This window comes from Shewanella basaltis (assembly GCF_023283885.1).
In the GTDB taxonomy this organism is placed as follows: Bacteria; Pseudomonadota; Gammaproteobacteria; order Enterobacterales; family Shewanellaceae; genus Shewanella; species Shewanella basaltis.
The window spans coordinates 38,449-54,596 of record NZ_JAKILA010000009.1 but is presented as its reverse complement, the minus strand read 5'-3'; the positions used below and the strand labels follow the sequence as shown (position 1 = coordinate 54,596).

Below are 16,148 nucleotides of genomic sequence, written 5' to 3'. Positions count from 1 at the left end.
ATTTATAGCTTTATCTATATTGATATACTTACAGTATGTAACCTGAGCTCGGGATAAGGGATGATCTTATACTATTTAAAATCAACATGTTACCCATTTTCACTTTCAAGCTTGTCATTTGTTCTGCTAACAAGGCAAATTGACGCGTCAATAGCTAGCCTATTGTAAGTCGATTCAACGCAGTGAGTAGGGCAAAGGACTGTTTGAAAGGCATTTATTATCCCGAGCTCAGGTTATGTAATGAATAACGTAAAAGTTCACTCTGGCATTGATGCTCTGTAATCCTTTTACCATACCAATTAACATACCCTAAATTATTTCGCTTTTGCCTTAGTCTTCTTTTTATATGGTTTTTTAAAACTACGCTTTGGCGCACTACTGGCAACACCTTGTAATGCAGAGGGTAACTGACTTGACGCTTGAGTAATTAGGCCATCTAACTGACTCAGTAATGGCTGCATAAACGCATCGTACTTTAAGCGTTTTTGGCTAATAGCATCGAGACTATTTTCCCATAATGCGGTCATGTCGGGTGTGGTGGCAGAATCAGGTAAACTGCGAATAAGACCAACACCAACAGGCGTCGCTTTAATGGCTTTACCCTGACGAACTAAATAACCACGCTTGAACAGCAACTCAATAATCCCGGCACGTGTAGCCTCTGTGCCTAGGCCGTCAGTTTCTTTGAGGATTTTTTTAATGTCGCTATCGGTAACATAACGACTGATGCCCGTCATGGCGCCTAATAAGGTCGCGTCAGTAAAATGTTTAGGCGCTTGGGTCATTTTTTCTAATAATTCACCACGCTCACATTGCAGTATTTGGCCTTTTACTAGCGGCGGTAGTGACTGCTCGTTATCGTCGTCATCATTGTTATTTGAATCCGTATTACTTTGATTTGCCGTTGTACGTTTAAATAACTGCTTCCAACCTAAAGCTTTATCTTGTCGCGCCTTAGTGGTAAATAATCCACCCTCAATGGTCACTTCAACAGCCGTTTCAGCATAGATATAAGCGGGATAAAACTGGGCTAAATATTGCCTTGCCACATGTTGATACAACTTGGCTTCATTACTTGATAACGCCGACAAATTAGCCACTTTTTCGGTGGGTACTATCGCATGGTGGGCATCCACTTTACTGTCATCCCAGGCCTTTGACTTAAGCGTTGCATTAGGGGCATCGCAACCTTCAACTAACCCCGCAGCACCTTTAAGCACGGCATCTAATACCTTAGGCGCTAATGCGTGTTGCTCTTTTGGTAAGTAGCGACTGTCCGAACGAGGATAAGTAATTAATTTATGTCGTTCATATAAACTTTGGCAGGTATCGAGCACCTCCTTGGCAGATAAGCCAAAGCGTTTAGCAGCATCAATTTGTAGTGCCGATAAGCTATAAGGTAGAGGTGGGTTTTGGCGTTTGTCTTTGGCTTCTAATTTGGTGACTTCAGCGGATTTACCTGTAATTCGCGAAACAACATTTTCAGCTAACCCTCTAGCTAACACTCTGTCATCTTCGTCCATATAAGGTTTACATGCTTCGCTAGGTTGCCATTTTGCGGAAAATGCTTGTTGTTGATCTGTTAATAAATGGGCTAGCACTTCATAAAATGCTTTAGGGATAAAATTAGCGATTTCATCATCGCGGCGCACCACTAATCCGAGTAACGGTGTTTGAACTCGGCCAACAGATAACACACCTTGATAACCCACTTTACGCCCTTGAATCGTATAAGCCCGTGTCATGTTCATGCCGTATAACCAATCGGCGCGGCTGCGCGCCAATGCAGAGGTTGATAATGGCACAAACTCACGATTGCTACGCAGTTGCCCTAGCGCGCGTTTTACCGCCTGTGGGTTTAAATCGCTTATTAATAAACGCTGAACTTGATTGAGTTTGTCGCCTTTTACGCCCAGATAGGAAATGACTTCGTCAACCAATAACTGCCCTTCTCTGTCTGGATCGCCCGCATTAATGATTACCGATGCTTGTTTTACCAGTTTGCGTAATACCGACAATTGACCGCGGGTTTTAGGTTTTGGTTGTAGCTTCCAAGTTTGTGGCACTATGGGCAAATGCTCAAGCTTCCATGATTTAAAGGCATCATCATAGGCATCTGGCTCTGCCTGTTCGAGCAAATGACCAATACACCAAGATACACAATCACCGTTGGCAGCCGTTATAAAACCATCGCCTTTTTTGTGAGGCTTCGGAAGTACATCAGCAATGGCTCGACCAAGACTGGGTTTTTCAGCGATATATAAAATCATAATCCATCATTATGCGCTTAGCCTTATCTTGTTGAGATAAAACAACACAAGGTAACTGTATAAATTTACAGTATAGATTACCTGTAAATTGACTCAGCTGCAAATCACATAGTATTAGGACAAAAAATCATTACAATGCGGGTTTTATTTTTGAAATTATCCACACAATGAAACTCGGTCACCGCCTAACACAACTCAATAACATGATCCCAACGGGCTATACGCACATTTGGGATTGTTGCTGCGACCATGGTTTATTGGGTGCGGCGTTATTAGCAAGACAGGCTTCACCGACAATACATTTTGTCGATATTGTCCCAAACTTGATGCAGCAATTAGAAAATAAGTTACAACGTTTTTATCCACGCCAACCAATTCCCCAATGGCAGGTACATTGTATCGATGTCGCAAAACTTCCCTTGTCAGATTATTCAGAAAGCCCACTCGTTGTTATCGCTGGCGTGGGTGGAGATTTGATGATCGAGCTCGTTAATTCAATTTGCCTGCAAAATCCTCAGCTACATATCGATTTTTTACTCTGTCCTGTGCACCACCAGTACGAATTACGCCAACATCTGATCAAGCTTGAATGCCGTTTAATTGATGAAAAATTGATTGAAGAGAATCGCCGATTTTATGAAATACTCTATATCAGACGTGATCCCAAACTCCCTGTGAATGTTGCTAATGATTCGCTTACAGACATTGACCCTATAGGCAATGTAATTTGGCAAGCGAGTGATGCTGCACAGCAAGACATTGCTATGCGATATTTAGCTAAAACGATTGCGCACTACAGTCGCATCAATCAATCTCGTTCAGGAAACACCTCTCAAGCACTAAAAGAGTATCAACAGGTAAACATCGCTTTAAAATAATGCCTAAAACGCTTCAATTGGCAGTCCATTTCTTGATATGTAATGTATCAAGGACGCTACGCCGTAAATGACAAGGAAGGACTTAGTCCTGCAATAAAGAGCTGGGGCCTCAATCAGCAGCATCTCAGGAATAGCGTAATTACAGTATGACTACCCATGTAATTTTCTATGTAAAATATTGTACTTCGGTTTTTTAGTAGAAGGCCGTGGATAGGTGTCATCATTTAAGGTTATCGTTGCTTCACCAAGGCTTATTGGGCCACCATTAAGCTGACTTTTCCATCTAACAAGATATTTAGCTGGAGGTAATTTAGGAAGATTAAAATAAAAAATAGTCCCAGGATCTTCTGGCACTTGAACATCTAAGTTTAGTAAATAACCATCATTATTTCTAATGACTATTGAATGCAAAGTCACACTACTTTCAAACGTTACCTTCAAAGATCGCGTAGGCTCGATAGTAAACTCAATAGTCGCATCGTTATTATTCACAAAAAGCTCACCAGCACATACATTATTTGATACCAGCAAAGCGAAAAAGATCATGGTTAGGCAACGATAAATTCTCATTTCAATTTCCTTTCTTATAACTAAACTTAATGAGTTGACTGCATGGGCCAAACACAGCAACTATTTCCTTTATCGACTTAGCACTTTTCTTTTGCGGCTAGCACAAAGTGCCAGTATGAATGATTGGTGTAATCCAATATCGACACGGATTATGTTTACAAACCGCAGACAAGGCATCTAATAAGGCATCTTGATGAGCAACAGGATGCATAATTTCAAATTTACAAAACTCCCTGTACCCTTCAACTTGCTCTTTGATATTAAAATGGCTGTGTTCACGGCTAAAACCGCAAATATTACCTAGGCTAAAACCAGATAAAAACTCAAGTTCAATCAAGGTATCAACGATGTCGTCCTTAATATCAGTTTGAGCGATCAGCACTAACAATTGCTCCGTGATCATTGACGTTTCTCCAGCCAGTAATAAAGGATTGGTAACAAATAAAGGGTTGTAATGGTTGATGTTAGTAAACCGCCAATAACAACAATAGCTAATGGCTTTTGGATTTCAGCACCTGGGCCCGATGCAAACACCAATGGCATTAAGCCAAACATGGCTGTCGTGGCGGTCATCAATATCGGTCGTAAACGTCTTGCTGCACCTTGCTCGACTCTCGCCAATAAACTGCTAAAAACATGCTTGGTCTGCTCGTAATAACTCACCATCACCACACCGTTAAGTACCGCAACGCCGAGTAATGCAATAAAACCAACCGAAGCAGGCACGGATAAATACTCACCCGAAACATACAAACTCACGATCCCGCCCATCATGGCAAAGGGGACGTTAGCCAAAATCAAGCCCGCTTTAGCAAGCGAACCAAAAGTGGTAAACAAAATGAGAGTAATAAGCGCAATGGCGACGGGAATAACCAGTAGTAAGTTATTAGTGGCACGTTGTTGATTTTCAAACTCGCCACCAAAACTGACACTGTAACCGCTAGGTAACTTAACCTCAGCGTCAATTTTCGCATTGAGTTCTTCAACAAAACTCACTATATCTCGGCCTTGCACGTTGGTCGTAATCACCGAGAAACGATCACCTTGTTCGCGTTCAATTAAAATAGGGCCTTCTTTATAGGTTAATTTAGCGATATCGGTAAGACGTTTTAATGAATTATCAGGCATCACCAACAACTCATTCTGCAACTCATTAATACTACTCAACCCGCCTTGATTATTGGCAATTAGTACTGGGGTACGCTTTTTACCTTGCAGCACTTCGGTCACAATAACTCCTTCCAGTTGGCTTTTTAAATACCGCGAAAACTCCATGGTGCTCATGCCAAAGCCTCGAGCCAGCTCATTATCTAGGGTTAAGTTAATAAATGGACTGCCTTCAATCATGGCCATTTTCACATCGATACTGCCACTAGTGTCACTGACAAGTTGCTCAATTTGTGCCGTTAATTGCCCAAGTGTATCAATATCAGTGCCAAAGACTTTAATGGCCACATCACCAATACTGCCAGTAAGCATTTCAGAGACGCGCATCTGAATAGGTTGAGTAAAATTAAAATTTACTCCTGGAAAATTAAGCAGTTCAGTGCGAATAGCATCAATCAGTTGCGTCTTGTCAGCAAAGCGCCACTCGTCTCGCGGGGCTAGTACCAAAAATACATCGGTTTCATTTAGCCCCATAGGATCTAAACCAATCTCATCAGAACCGGTTCGAGCAACCATTTGTTTAATTTCTGGCACCTTATCAAGCAAGGTAATTTGAATTTGCTTGTCAATAGCAATCGATGCTTCAAGCGAAATAGAAGGTGATTTTTCTAGCTGTAAAATAATATCGCCTTCATCCAATGTCGGCATAAAGGTTTTACCTACAAGACTAAATAGCCCTAAACTAACCACTAACAGAGTAAACGACACGATGATAAACGGCTTTTTATGGGTAAACGTCTTTTTTAAACTGCTCAAATAAGCCGCTTTTAGTTTCTCTATCGCTTTAGGCTCTTGTGCTGACTTTTCGTTAACCAGATAAGAGGCAATGACAGGAATAACCGTAAGGGACAGCACCAATGCCGATAACATGGCAAAGACAATCGTGACAGCCACGGGCGTAAACAATTTGCCCTCTAAGCCGGTTAATGTCAGTAAGGGAGAAAACACAATCATCACAATGACAGTGCCTGATACAACTGGAATAGCCACATCTTTAGTCGCACGATAAATAAGGTGTAAACGCGGCAAACGTTGCTTAGTCGCAATAAGATTAACCATGTTCTCAACCACTACCACAGATGAATCAACCAACATACCAATCGCGATGACCAAGCCACCTAGACTCATCAAATTTGCTGACAGATTAAATAAATCCATCATCAAAAACGTCATTAATGCCGCAAGAGGCAAAGACAATGACACAACTAAAGCGGCCCTGACATTACCTAAAAACAGAGCTAGTAATACAATCACTAACAACACTGCTTCAAATAACGCACTTGAAATGGTATCAATTGCAGTATTAATTAAATTAGCACGATCATAAAAAACGTTAAGCTCACTGCCTTCAGGCAATGAAGTATTAATTTGCGCTAACTTTGCTTTAATATTGGTGACTACTTGGGCAGTGTTGGCATCTTTAAGTGCAATAATTAAGGCTTCAGCCGCTTCTTCACCGTCTTTTGATACGGCGCCATAGCGGGCTAAATGGCCGATCTGTACGTCAGCTAGATCTATCAAGCGATAAACTTGCGCATCATCCGCCTTAATCACTAACTGTTTTAGCTCATCAATATCATCAATTCGCCCCTCTGAACGCACAATAATAGTATCAGTACCAATGGTTAATTTACCGGCTCCTTCATTATGATTATTGTCAGTAATCGCCTGTTGCAAATCCGCAAAGCTGACGCCAGCGGCAGCCATGGCAGAAGGATTAGGACTAATACTAAAACTTTTGGCATAGCCGCCTAAAATATTCACATCCGCCACACCAGCAACGGTACGCAATAAGGGTCTGACTTCCCATTCCAGCAACTGCCGACGTTCCATTAACGATAAGTTAGGGTTTTCAAGTGTAAACATAAAGATTTCACTTAACGGCGTACTCATTGGTGCCACACCACCAGAGACACCTTCAGGAAAACTATCCCATACCGCCGCTAGTCGCTCGCTGACCTGCTGCCTAGCCCAATAGATATCAGTTCCTTCAGTAAAATCTAAGGTAATATCACTAATTGCATACTTAGTGGTGGAGCGTAAAATGGCTTGATTTGGGATCCCTAAAAGCTCTGTTTCAATCGGTACAGTAATTTGCGCTTCAATTTCTTCAGGCGTCATGCCAGGTGCTTTTAAAATAATCTTAACTTGCGTAGGCGAAATATCAGGAAAGGCATCAAGAGGAATATTAAACCAGGCACGAGTACCCGCTAACATTAAAATCAACGCTACAATCAGCACAAACAAGCGCTGAGTTAACGAAAAACGGATCACAGAAGCGAGCATATTATTCGCCTCCTAAACCAAGCAATATACCTTTCACTGCCGCGACAGATTGAGACAACACTTTAATTTGACTCAAATCTTGATCACTCGCGACAATATAATCATCTGCAGTAGAGCCTAATACATCGATACTCAATAAAGACAATGCTTGGTCTTTTTGGGTAAAAACCTGGCTTTCCTGTTGCCAAGTAAACACACTAATTTTTGGCACCAAATATACGGCTTTTTGATATTCAGGTATCACAGTAATTTGTTGCCCTAAGAGTAAATTACACGTTTGTGGTACAGGGGCAGACCAAGCTGTTAAAAATACCCCATCAGCAATTGCAGACACTTCATCAATGGCAATATGACATTGATGAATGTTCACCGCAGATAACGAAGTTGACTGACTCATAGGCACACTTACTTTCACCCGAATGCTCTCGGTAGGAATAAGCGAGAATAGTTGCACTCCAGCACTGTAGGGGCTATTTAGATAATTAAGATTAACAATGCCCGCCACAGGAGCCATGACCACCAGCGACTCAGTGTCTGCATTAATGCTTTGTACCATCTCCATAAAGTGCTGCATATGTTCGTATTCAAGGTGAGCACTAAAGTAATCTTGGCTGATCTCGCGCCACTTATCAGAGCCAATGCTGCCATTTTTTAGTAAAGGCAGATTACGGTCATAACGCTGTTTAGCTAGATCGTATAAGCTTTTAGCCGCCTCTATTTGAGCTAAAAAATGAAACACTTCTGGTCCAGTTAATCTGACAATGGCTTGGTCTTTGGTGACAACTTGCCCCTGCCCCACTAAAAACGTGACTTGCTGAATATTTTCAGGCGCCATAACCCAATAATCGTTACCGGGTAAACGAGCTATTTGTGCAGGAAGAGGACTACCTTCATAACTGGCCACTTTTTTAGGCGACATATAACTCACGTCTAAGTGACCTAACTCACTAAGAGATATGGTTTCAGCACTAACAAACGCCGATGATAAACCGATTGTGATACATAAAAGGCTGGCGCCAAATTTGGTCATCATAATGAAATCCCTAAAGCTTGCAGTTGCTGAGAATGAAGTTGTTGCTGGGCCACTTGGTTAAGAACTAAACGCGATTCGGTATCTAATGCATCCATATAACGGCGTAACCAAATTTCATAACCCATTTGGTTTTGGTCTTTTACCTTGGCTAAATCTTCAGTGATGGTGCGACTCAGTGACACCCCTCGTTGTAACAAGGCCTGCTGTTTTTTGAGATTATGCTGCTGTGATAACAGCTTTTGTGATTGGTTTTTGAGTTCCAGATACAACCTTTCGCTATTGATGCGTTGATCTTGATAATCTTTCTGCCAAACCGACAACTCACGTTGAGATAAAGCAGAACCAAAACCGAGTGGAATACTGATCCCAACACCTAAATGCTGGTCGTTAGCGAGATCACCAGCCGTTTCCTTTGCGGTTAATGACATTGTCCACGGATCTTGTTCACCCGCTTGCTGGCTTGTCATCATGACGTCTTGAAACTGCTGTTGCAGCGACTGTAATTGCCACAAAGGATGCTGCATCAATACCACATCGGCACCATGAGTAGATTGCACGTCTAATTCAGCCATATTATGGCCGTTTTCTTCAATATTCACGGGGATCTCACTCAAACCAGTGAGTGATTGAAATAATGCCATTGCTTCGTCTTGTTGCTGTTTTAATTCAATCTGTGCTAAATCAATATCCACGCGTTCACGATCTAATAGCAATAAATTGACTTTGGGAAACTCACCCGCATTAGACAGTTGTTTTTGCTGAACATATAACTTTTCTAATAGTGATGCTTTACGTTGCAGTTGGTTAGACTTAATGAAAGCAATGCGGTAATCCCACATGCTTTGTCTAAGTAAACCAGATAAATATAATTTTTGAAGAGCTACCTGTTGCTCAAGCAGAGAGCTGGTTAACCGTTTTAATTGGTTATCGCTTTGGTGCAAACTAAAAGATTTGATGGGTAAGTTAAGTGATACTTCTTGTTCATAAATGTTACTATTATCCAGTTCACCTAGGTAACTTAAACTAATGCTCGGCAAACCCGTCAACCAAGTCGAACTGCTCAATTGTACTGAGCGATTATCATTGAGCGGCATGGCATTAAAGGTGGTCTTGTTTAGTCGCGATTGACTTAACTGCAACAGTGGTGCCAGGTCATTGCTTGTTGCGCCATAGCTATAAGAGCTAATCGCTAACGCAACAATAAGACATATTTTGATACTAAACTTCACGGCAGACATATGTGATTTCACTAATCCAAAAGATATAGTTAGACTATTATCTTTAAGTAGAGAACACATGGGGAATATGTATCATAAATGCCACTATAGTACATATGTACCATAATTTAAGTTGATGATTTTAATACGTAATCACTAACCCTTTTTAGTCTTATTTACATAACACACTCATTTTTGGACAGCTGTCATGAGAAAAGATGTATTCATTATTATACTGCTACTGCTAATCACCTTGTTTAAGTTGTTCGATATATTTGCCGATTTTCAACTGGACATTCCCTCTTGGCACATTGCCCAAGAAGCCATGCTAGTATTGTTAACGATTGCAGCGAGTATTTTTTTAGGTTATGACCTGATCCGCAGTTCTCGTCAAGTCAAAGCACTCAAATCGAAACTTAAAAAAGCGGATAAAGAAATCGATCACATGTCATCACAAATGCGTTCAGCAAGACAAGAATACAGCGTAACAATCGCAGCACAATTCGATGCATGGCAGTTTACAAAAAGTGAACAACAAGTCGCTTTATTACTGTTGAAAGGCCTCAGCTTTAAAGAAATTGCCGAGGTACGACTCACCAAAGAAAAAACAGTCCGCCAACAAGCATCAACAATTTACAGCAAAGCACAAGTTGATGGCCGCCACACTCTATGCGCCTGGTTTATGGAAGATTTTATTCAAGAGTAATACTTACTAAGCTCGAAAATATTTAGGTCTCAGCTTAAGTATATTACAGGGTAAATAACATAGTTGTCAGCATCATAATTTTAGCTTTTACCCTTAATCTTCATTATGCGCGCATGCTTAGATCCCGGTATAAATTCCTTATTGGGAAGGATCCATTTTTGACTTAATGATTTAAAACCCATAAAAAAACCAGCACGTTAATGCTGGTTTTTATGGCTAACAACGCTGGCTATCCAAATGCTGGATTATGGATGACACTCGTTGTGCATTTCTAAATTAGTACCAATATCTTTATTACGATTTGCTTTAGCGTCGTCATTACGTAATTGAGTTAAATGATCTAAGTAAGACTGATTCACATCGTTAGTGATGTAGTGACCATCAAATACCGACGTTTCAAAGCGCTTAATATCTGGGTTTTCCATTCTTACGGCTTCAACTAAATCAGTTAAATCCTGGAAGATAATCCCATCAGCACCAATGATTTTGGCAATTTCATCGGCATCACGGCCATGAGCAATTAGCTCATTTGATGTCGGCATGTCGATACCATACACGTTCGGGAAGCGGATTTCTGGTGCCGCTGAAGCAAAGTACACTTTTTTAGCGCCGGCTTCACGAGCCATTTCGATGATCTGCTCTGAGGTTGTGCCACGTACAATCGAGTCATCAACTAATAATACGTTTTTACCTTTAAACTCGGTATTAATCGCATTGAGCTTGCGGCGAACAGACTTTTTACGCTCTTGCTGGCCTGGCATAATAAAGGTGCGACCAATATAACGGTTTTTAACAAAACCCTGGCGGTAAGGTAAATCCATACAACGGGCAATTTCTAACGCGATATCGCACGAGGTTTCAGGAATAGGAATAACCACGTCAATATCATGATCTTCCCATTCTTTTTTGATTTTGGCACCTAACTTAGCGCCCATGTTTACGCGGCTGGCGTAAACCGACACTTTGTCGATGCTCGAATCTGGGCGAGCAAAATACACAAACTCGAAAATACACGGTGCGTAGCTTGGCTCAACGGCACATTGGCGCGTAAATAACTGGCCATCGAGTGAAATATAAATCGCTTCACCCGGTGCCACATCGCGCATCACTTCAAAGCCGACGGCATCTAATGCAACACTTTCAGAGGCAACCATATATTCAGTGCCGGTAGCGGTTTCGTTTTTACCCAAAATAAGAGGACGGATCCCAAATGGATCACGAAACGCCACTAACCCTTGGCCAATTATCATTGCAGTAACGGCATAAGCGCCGCGTGTTTGTGCATGCACTTTCGCCACAGCGTCAAACACTTCATCTGCACTTAACGACAAGCTACGGGTTTCTTGTAGTTCATCGGCAAGTAAGTTAAGTAAGATTTCTGAGTCAGATGTGGTGTTCACATGACGACGTTTTCTAATCAAGCTTTCTGCTAACTCAAGGGTATTAGTTAAGTTGCCATTGTGGGCCAACGAAATCCCAAAGGGTGAGTTAACATAAAACGGTTGAGCTTCAGAAGCACTTGAACTACCCGCGGTAGGATAACGCACATGGCCAATACCCGCATTGCCTTGTAAGCGTTGCATATGTTTAGGTTCAAACACATCTCTAACCAGGCCATTAGCTTTACGTAAACGAAACGCATTGACATCAACAGTCACAATCCCTGCTGCGTCTTGTCCACGATGTTGAAGCACAGTCAGCGCATCATAAATGGTTTGGTTAACTGTTGATTTTCCTACTATTCCGACGATACCACACATGGGTAAGGTTCCTCACTGTAAGGTGTTCTATGTTTATAATTTTATATTTTGGGTACAAAGCTTGAGGTGTTTTCAAGATAGTTAAAAAACCACTGAATAACCACGCCAAATTCGGGTACAAGTACTGAGCCTTTCCACCATACGGTGTCAGGGAATGCAGTAAATGCATCCATAAAAAACAGTAATGCACTTACTATCAAGGCGCCACGAACGGCACCAAAGCACAAACCAAGTATTCGGTCTGTGCCTGATAAGCCAGTTTTAGACACTAACTGACCTAATAAATAATTGACTAATGCCCCTAGGATCAGGGTAACGACAAACAGAATGGCAATCGCAATACCGTTTCTCACTAACTCGTCCTGCATTTGCGTTAAATGCGCGGCAAGATCGAGGTAAAACTGGCTAGCGATAAAGAAAGCGGCAAACCAAACCACAAGTGACATGGCTTCTTTTGCGAATCCACGGATCAAACTAATAATAGTTGATAACCCGATAATGATAATAATTGCGTAATCAATCCAAACCATGAAAATGGGGATCCGGTATAGGGTTCAAGACGGCGCGATTCTAACAGAGACAGAAATGTTTCTCACCCCTGATTGCACAAATTATTCATGCGTGATTGCGAACAATCAATTTGATATTTTCAACCACGCACCTTGCACTACCGCCTGAACGGGTTATTGTTCTTGAGGGTTGTAGACAATGATCTTGCCCTTTAACCCCGTTAACTTAAAAATAGGATCCTGACGAGCTTTGAGTTTAGCCTCAGACACTTCAGGACCAACAAAGACACGGGTTAATCTGCCATCAATGGGCTTAGTCGGTATGGTATAGGCAGTAAAACCCGCTTTACGAAGCTGTGCTACCAAGGTATTAACATTAGATGCATTATTAAAACCACCTAATTGCAAGGTATAGCCAGCGGTAATGGTAGTCGCCGGCGGCTGCGTTTTTGCAACAACCTTAACTGGCTCAGTTTTAGGTTGAGTCTTCACCGGCGCAGGCTTAGCGGGTTTAGTCTCTTCTTTTTTAACCACTTCTGTTGGTGTTTCGTTTCCAAGTTCTACTACATCACTGTTTAACTCTTGCGGTTCTGCAATGGTTAACACTTCAAACTCTTCAACTTTATTGCTGGCTTGCTGTGCTGATGAGTCATCACGGCTATTTTTGGCGAGTGGCCGTAGTGGGATCTCAGTAAACTCCTCGACTACCTGGGTCTTTTTGCCGTCTAATAAATCAGGTAAAAAAATTACGCCCAGTGCGACGAGTACAATAGTGCCCACCAAACGATTTTGAAATTGACGATTCAATGTAATTCCCTTTGTTAACAATATGACTTAAACAACCAAAACTGACTTAAAACCTGCAACAGTATAAAAAGAACCAAACACAATAACTACATCGTCTTTAGCGATTCTCTGTTGCATTGCCTGCCATGCACTTGCAATATCATCAAATTGCACAGCAGTGTTGCGGCTGGCATCGTCTGGCAATGCCTCAAATAATACCCTTGCAGACGCACCGCGAGGGTTATCGAGCCCCACAAGGTTCCATTGGTCAATGTATGGCGATAATTCGGTTAACACCGCGTTGATATCTTTGTCTTTTAACATGCCACACAATGCCACAATACGCCGGCCTTGGTAAGCCTGCAATTGCGTTGCTAAATAACGTGCAGCATGTGGGTTATGGGCAACATCAAGCAACACAAGCGGGTGTTGCTGTACAGGCTCTAATCGCCCTGCAAGTTGTGCATTAACTAACCCCGAGGCAATTTGCTGCTCGGTAATTTGTGGCCACACTCGGCTCACCAGAGCCACAACACTGGCGGCGTTAGGTAAAGGTAAACTGGGTACAGGTAAGCACTCATAGGTTTGATGTGTCGAGGTAAAGCGCCACGTGTTTTGCTCGCCGTCAACAAGATGATAATTAAATTCAAAGCCAACACGACACAACTCTGTTTGCATGTACTCGGCGTAATCTTTCACCGACTTAGGTAAATCAGGCTCGCCCACTACCGCAACACAATGTTGCCTAAATACGCCTGCTTTTTCACGGCCGACTAACTCTCTGGTATCGCCAAGATACTCTTGATGGTCAAGATCGATTGAGGTCAAAATAACAGCCGAAGAATCGATAATGTTTGTCGCATCAAGGCGACCGCCTAAACCTACTTCTAAAATGATCACATCAAGCTGAGCGGCTTTAAATAAATATAAACCTGCCAAAGTGGCGTATTCAAAAAAGGTCAACGAAATCTCTGCTCGTGCGGTTTCAATGGCGCAAAAAGCGTCAATTAATGCCGCATCGCTCACATCTTGCTGATTAATCCGCACTCGCTCATTATAACGTAACAAATGTGGCGAACTGTAAACACCCACTGTAAAACCTGATTGACGTAAAATAGACTCTAACATCGCACAGCTAGTGCCTTTGCCGTTTGTGCCCGCAACGGTAATTACTTTACTCGGTGCAAGACACAATAAATCCATGCGTCTTGCTACTTCAGACACACGGCCAAGCCCCATTTCTATTTCAGTTGGATGAATCGCCAACAAGTACGCTAGCCACTGATCTAAACTCGCTAGTGGTCCTGGGCGCTGCACTTCACTGATCGTTGACATAAAAACACCATTTCCCTTTATTGACGTCTAACTTAATCCAACATAAACAATGGCCCAAGCGCTAACTTAGGAATGTTATATTGCTCAGGATAGGTTACATCGACTAAATATAAACCGTTTGGCTTTGCCGTAGCAGCCGCTTGATTACGATCTTTTATCGCCAGTAATTCACTCATCCACTCAATGGGCTTATTGCCTAGGCCAACCTCAAGCAACGACCCCACAATGTTACGCACCATGTGGTGTAAAAAAGCATTGGCTTGTATATCGACCATCACATACATTCCCTGGCGTGTCACACTCACTTTATGCACATTGCGAAATGGGGTATTAGACTGACATTGAACCGCACGAAAACTGGTAAAATCATTTTCACCCAACAGCAGTTGAGCCGCCTCGTGCATCAAGTTTTCGTTAATATCACCATGATAATGGCTCACACCAGAGCGTAAAATGCCGGGGCGCAACTGGTGATTATAAATCACATACCGATATCGACGTGCTGTGGCACTAAAACGCGCATGAAAACTATCGTCCACCTCTTTAGCCCATCTTACTGCAATTGTGTCGGGTAAATTAGCATTTATACCTAAAGTCCAGGCCGTTAAAGGGCGCGACGCTGTGGTATCAAAATGTACCACCTGGCCAGTACCGTGCACACCAGCGTCAGTTCGGCCAGCACAAAAAACTTCTATTGGTTCATTTGCAACATAAGATAATGCTTTTTCTAGCTGAGCTTGCACTGAATCGACATCGGCCTGACGTTGCCAGCCAAAAAAACCACTTCCATCATATTCAATACCTAACGCAACCCGCATAGCAATTTCCTCTACTCATTAATGGCGCGAAGTTTATACCAATTTGCGTCATTATGTAATTGATATAGGCACTCTTGCTGACTCGAATCACTGGATGTGTAAATCACACGACAGCCCCGACTTTCAAACTTAGCCTCAATCAAGCTAAATATTGTCAATTTCAATACCTATTGATGCCTTTTTAAACAAGGGATAACGAGTAGGTGGAATCAAGGTATTCAGCCCTTCGTTACGACAACGCCCACTTCTACGTCATTCCGGCAACGCCTTTAAAGCCGGAATCCAGGTGTTCAGCCCATCGTTCCGGCAACGCTTTTAAAGCCGGAATCCAGGTGTTCAGCCCGTCATTCCGGCAACGCTTTTAAAGCCGGAATCCAGGTGTTCAGCCCGTCGTTCCGGCAACGCTTTTAAAGCCGGAATCCAGGTGTTGATTGCCGCTTTAAACAAAATCAAAAGCAACACCTAGATCCCTGATAAAAGCACTCAGGGATGACGAGCAAAAAAGATAAGGCAACATCAAAAAACAAACAAAGCTAACGACTAGGCTATTCTGGTTACGCCAACTACTTTGCCAATTGCTTATTAGTATTAAGATGATGCCCACTACTTCGTCGTTTGCTTATTAGCCTACAAAATAACCTTACTACCCCGTCGTTCCGGCAACGCTTTTAAGCCGGAACCCAGGTGTTGCTTGCCGCTTTAAACAAAATAAAAAGCAACACCTGGATCCCTGATAAAAGCACTCAGGGATGACGAGCAAAAAGATAAAGCAAAAAAGATAACAAACACCATCCACTACTACGTCATTCCGGC

At 42.2% G+C, this 16,148-nt stretch carries 13 protein-coding genes; 2 read left to right on the top strand and 11 right to left on the bottom strand.

Annotation, left to right across the window (positions count from 1 at the left end; all coding sequences use genetic code 11):
• Nucleotides 1-314: 314 nt before the first annotated feature.
• On the bottom strand, nt 315-2,270 hold the full coding sequence (locus L2703_RS08555; RefSeq protein ID WP_248970686.1) for a DNA topoisomerase III: 1,956 nt from the start codon (nt 2,268-2,270) through the stop codon (nt 315-317).
• Nucleotides 2,271-2,437: 167 nt separating this feature from the next.
• Between L2703_RS08555 and L2703_RS08550 the strand changes: the two genes are divergently transcribed.
• Nucleotides 2,438-3,148, top strand: a complete 711-nt coding sequence (locus L2703_RS08550; RefSeq protein WP_248970685.1) for a tRNA (adenine(22)-N(1))-methyltransferase — start codon at nt 2,438-2,440, stop codon at nt 3,146-3,148.
• A 150-nt stretch (nt 3,149-3,298) separates the two neighbouring features.
• On the opposite strand, the gene L2703_RS08545 is transcribed toward L2703_RS08550, so the two are convergent.
• The 5 genes from L2703_RS08545 to L2703_RS08525 form a co-directional block, all read right to left on the bottom strand.
• Nucleotides 3,299-3,718 carry a hypothetical protein gene (locus tag L2703_RS08545; protein ID WP_248970684.1) on the bottom strand — a complete coding sequence of 140 codons (420 nt, stop codon included), beginning with the start codon at nt 3,716-3,718 and terminating at the stop codon, nt 3,299-3,301.
• Between the two features lie 97 nt (nt 3,719-3,815).
• A complete protein-coding gene (locus L2703_RS08540; RefSeq protein WP_248970683.1) occupies nt 3,816-4,121 on the bottom strand; it encodes a DUF3240 family protein in 306 nt (101 codons plus the stop codon).
• A complete protein-coding gene (locus L2703_RS08535) occupies nt 4,118-7,171 on the bottom strand; it encodes an efflux RND transporter permease subunit (RefSeq protein ID WP_248970682.1) in 3,054 nt (1,017 codons plus the stop codon). Before L2703_RS08535 ends, L2703_RS08540 begins: the two co-directional genes overlap by 4 nt.
• Before the next feature lies 1 nt (nt 7,172).
• On the bottom strand, nt 7,173-8,204 hold the full coding sequence (locus tag L2703_RS08530) for an efflux RND transporter periplasmic adaptor subunit (RefSeq protein ID WP_248970681.1): 1,032 nt from the start codon (nt 8,202-8,204) through the stop codon (nt 7,173-7,175).
• Complete coding sequence (locus L2703_RS08525) at nt 8,201-9,442, bottom strand: metal transporter (protein ID WP_248970680.1); 1,242 nt, start codon at nt 9,440-9,442, stop codon at nt 8,201-8,203. The genes L2703_RS08530 and L2703_RS08525 overlap by 4 nt, the downstream gene beginning before the upstream one ends.
• Before the next feature lie 187 nt (nt 9,443-9,629).
• On the opposite strand from L2703_RS08525, the gene L2703_RS08520 reads away from it, so the two are divergent.
• Nucleotides 9,630-10,127 (top strand): helix-turn-helix transcriptional regulator, encoded by a 498-nt coding sequence (locus L2703_RS08520; RefSeq protein ID WP_188741144.1) that lies wholly within the window; start codon nt 9,630-9,632, stop codon nt 10,125-10,127.
• Between the two features lie 245 nt (nt 10,128-10,372).
• Here the strand turns inward: L2703_RS08520 and purF are convergent, their stop codons facing one another.
• The 5 genes from purF to truA form a co-directional block, all read right to left on the bottom strand.
• Nucleotides 10,373-11,887, bottom strand: a complete 1,515-nt coding sequence (gene purF / locus L2703_RS08515; protein ID WP_248970679.1) for an amidophosphoribosyltransferase — start codon at nt 11,885-11,887, stop codon at nt 10,373-10,375.
• Between the two features lie 41 nt (nt 11,888-11,928).
• The gene (locus tag L2703_RS08510) at nt 11,929-12,417 is read right to left on the bottom strand and encodes a CvpA family protein (protein ID WP_248970678.1); all 489 of its coding nucleotides are present in this window, start codon (nt 12,415-12,417) and stop codon (nt 11,929-11,931) included.
• 153 nt (nt 12,418-12,570) lie between these two features.
• Nucleotides 12,571-13,203, bottom strand: coding sequence for an SPOR domain-containing protein (locus tag L2703_RS08505; RefSeq protein WP_248970677.1), 633 nt, complete (start codon nt 13,201-13,203; stop codon nt 12,571-12,573).
• A 27-nt stretch (nt 13,204-13,230) separates the two neighbouring features.
• Nucleotides 13,231-14,517 carry a bifunctional tetrahydrofolate synthase/dihydrofolate synthase gene (gene folC, locus L2703_RS08500; protein WP_248970676.1) on the bottom strand — a complete coding sequence of 429 codons (1,287 nt, stop codon included), beginning with the start codon at nt 14,515-14,517 and terminating at the stop codon, nt 13,231-13,233.
• Between the two features lie 32 nt (nt 14,518-14,549).
• Nucleotides 14,550-15,335: a tRNA pseudouridine(38-40) synthase TruA gene (truA, locus tag L2703_RS08495; protein ID WP_248970675.1), complete on the bottom strand. Its 786-nt coding sequence runs from the start codon at nt 15,333-15,335 to the stop codon at nt 14,550-14,552.
• Nucleotides 15,336-16,148: the final 813 nt, after the last annotated feature.

What these genes read in the sequence shown, in the direction of transcription:
- L2703_RS08555 (WP_248970686.1), bottom strand. Translation starts at nt 2,270, where the DNA reads ATGATTTTATATATCGCTGAAAAACCCAGTCTTGGTCGAGCCATTGCT.
- L2703_RS08550 (WP_248970685.1), top strand. Translation starts at nt 2,438, where the DNA reads ATGAAACTCGGTCACCGCCTAACACAACTCAATAACATGATCCCAACG.
- L2703_RS08545 (WP_248970684.1), bottom strand. Translation starts at nt 3,718, where the DNA reads ATGAGAATTTATCGTTGCCTAACCATGATCTTTTTCGCTTTGCTGGTA.
- L2703_RS08540 (WP_248970683.1), bottom strand. Translation starts at nt 4,121, where the DNA reads ATGATCACGGAGCAATTGTTAGTGCTGATCGCTCAAACTGATATTAAG.
- L2703_RS08535 (WP_248970682.1), bottom strand. Translation starts at nt 7,171, where the DNA reads ATGCTCGCTTCTGTGATCCGTTTTTCGTTAACTCAGCGCTTGTTTGTG.
- L2703_RS08530 (WP_248970681.1), bottom strand. Translation starts at nt 8,204, where the DNA reads ATGATGACCAAATTTGGCGCCAGCCTTTTATGTATCACAATCGGTTTA.
- L2703_RS08525 (WP_248970680.1), bottom strand. Translation starts at nt 9,442, where the DNA reads ATGTCTGCCGTGAAGTTTAGTATCAAAATATGTCTTATTGTTGCGTTA.
- L2703_RS08520 (WP_188741144.1), top strand. Translation starts at nt 9,630, where the DNA reads ATGAGAAAAGATGTATTCATTATTATACTGCTACTGCTAATCACCTTG.
- purF (WP_248970679.1), bottom strand. Translation starts at nt 11,887, where the DNA reads ATGTGTGGTATCGTCGGAATAGTAGGAAAATCAACAGTTAACCAAACC.
- L2703_RS08510 (WP_248970678.1), bottom strand. Translation starts at nt 12,417, where the DNA reads ATGGTTTGGATTGATTACGCAATTATTATCATTATCGGGTTATCAACT.
- folC (WP_248970676.1), bottom strand. Translation starts at nt 14,517, where the DNA reads ATGTCAACGATCAGTGAAGTGCAGCGCCCAGGACCACTAGCGAGTTTA.
- truA (WP_248970675.1), bottom strand. Translation starts at nt 15,335, where the DNA reads ATGCGGGTTGCGTTAGGTATTGAATATGATGGAAGTGGTTTTTTTGGC.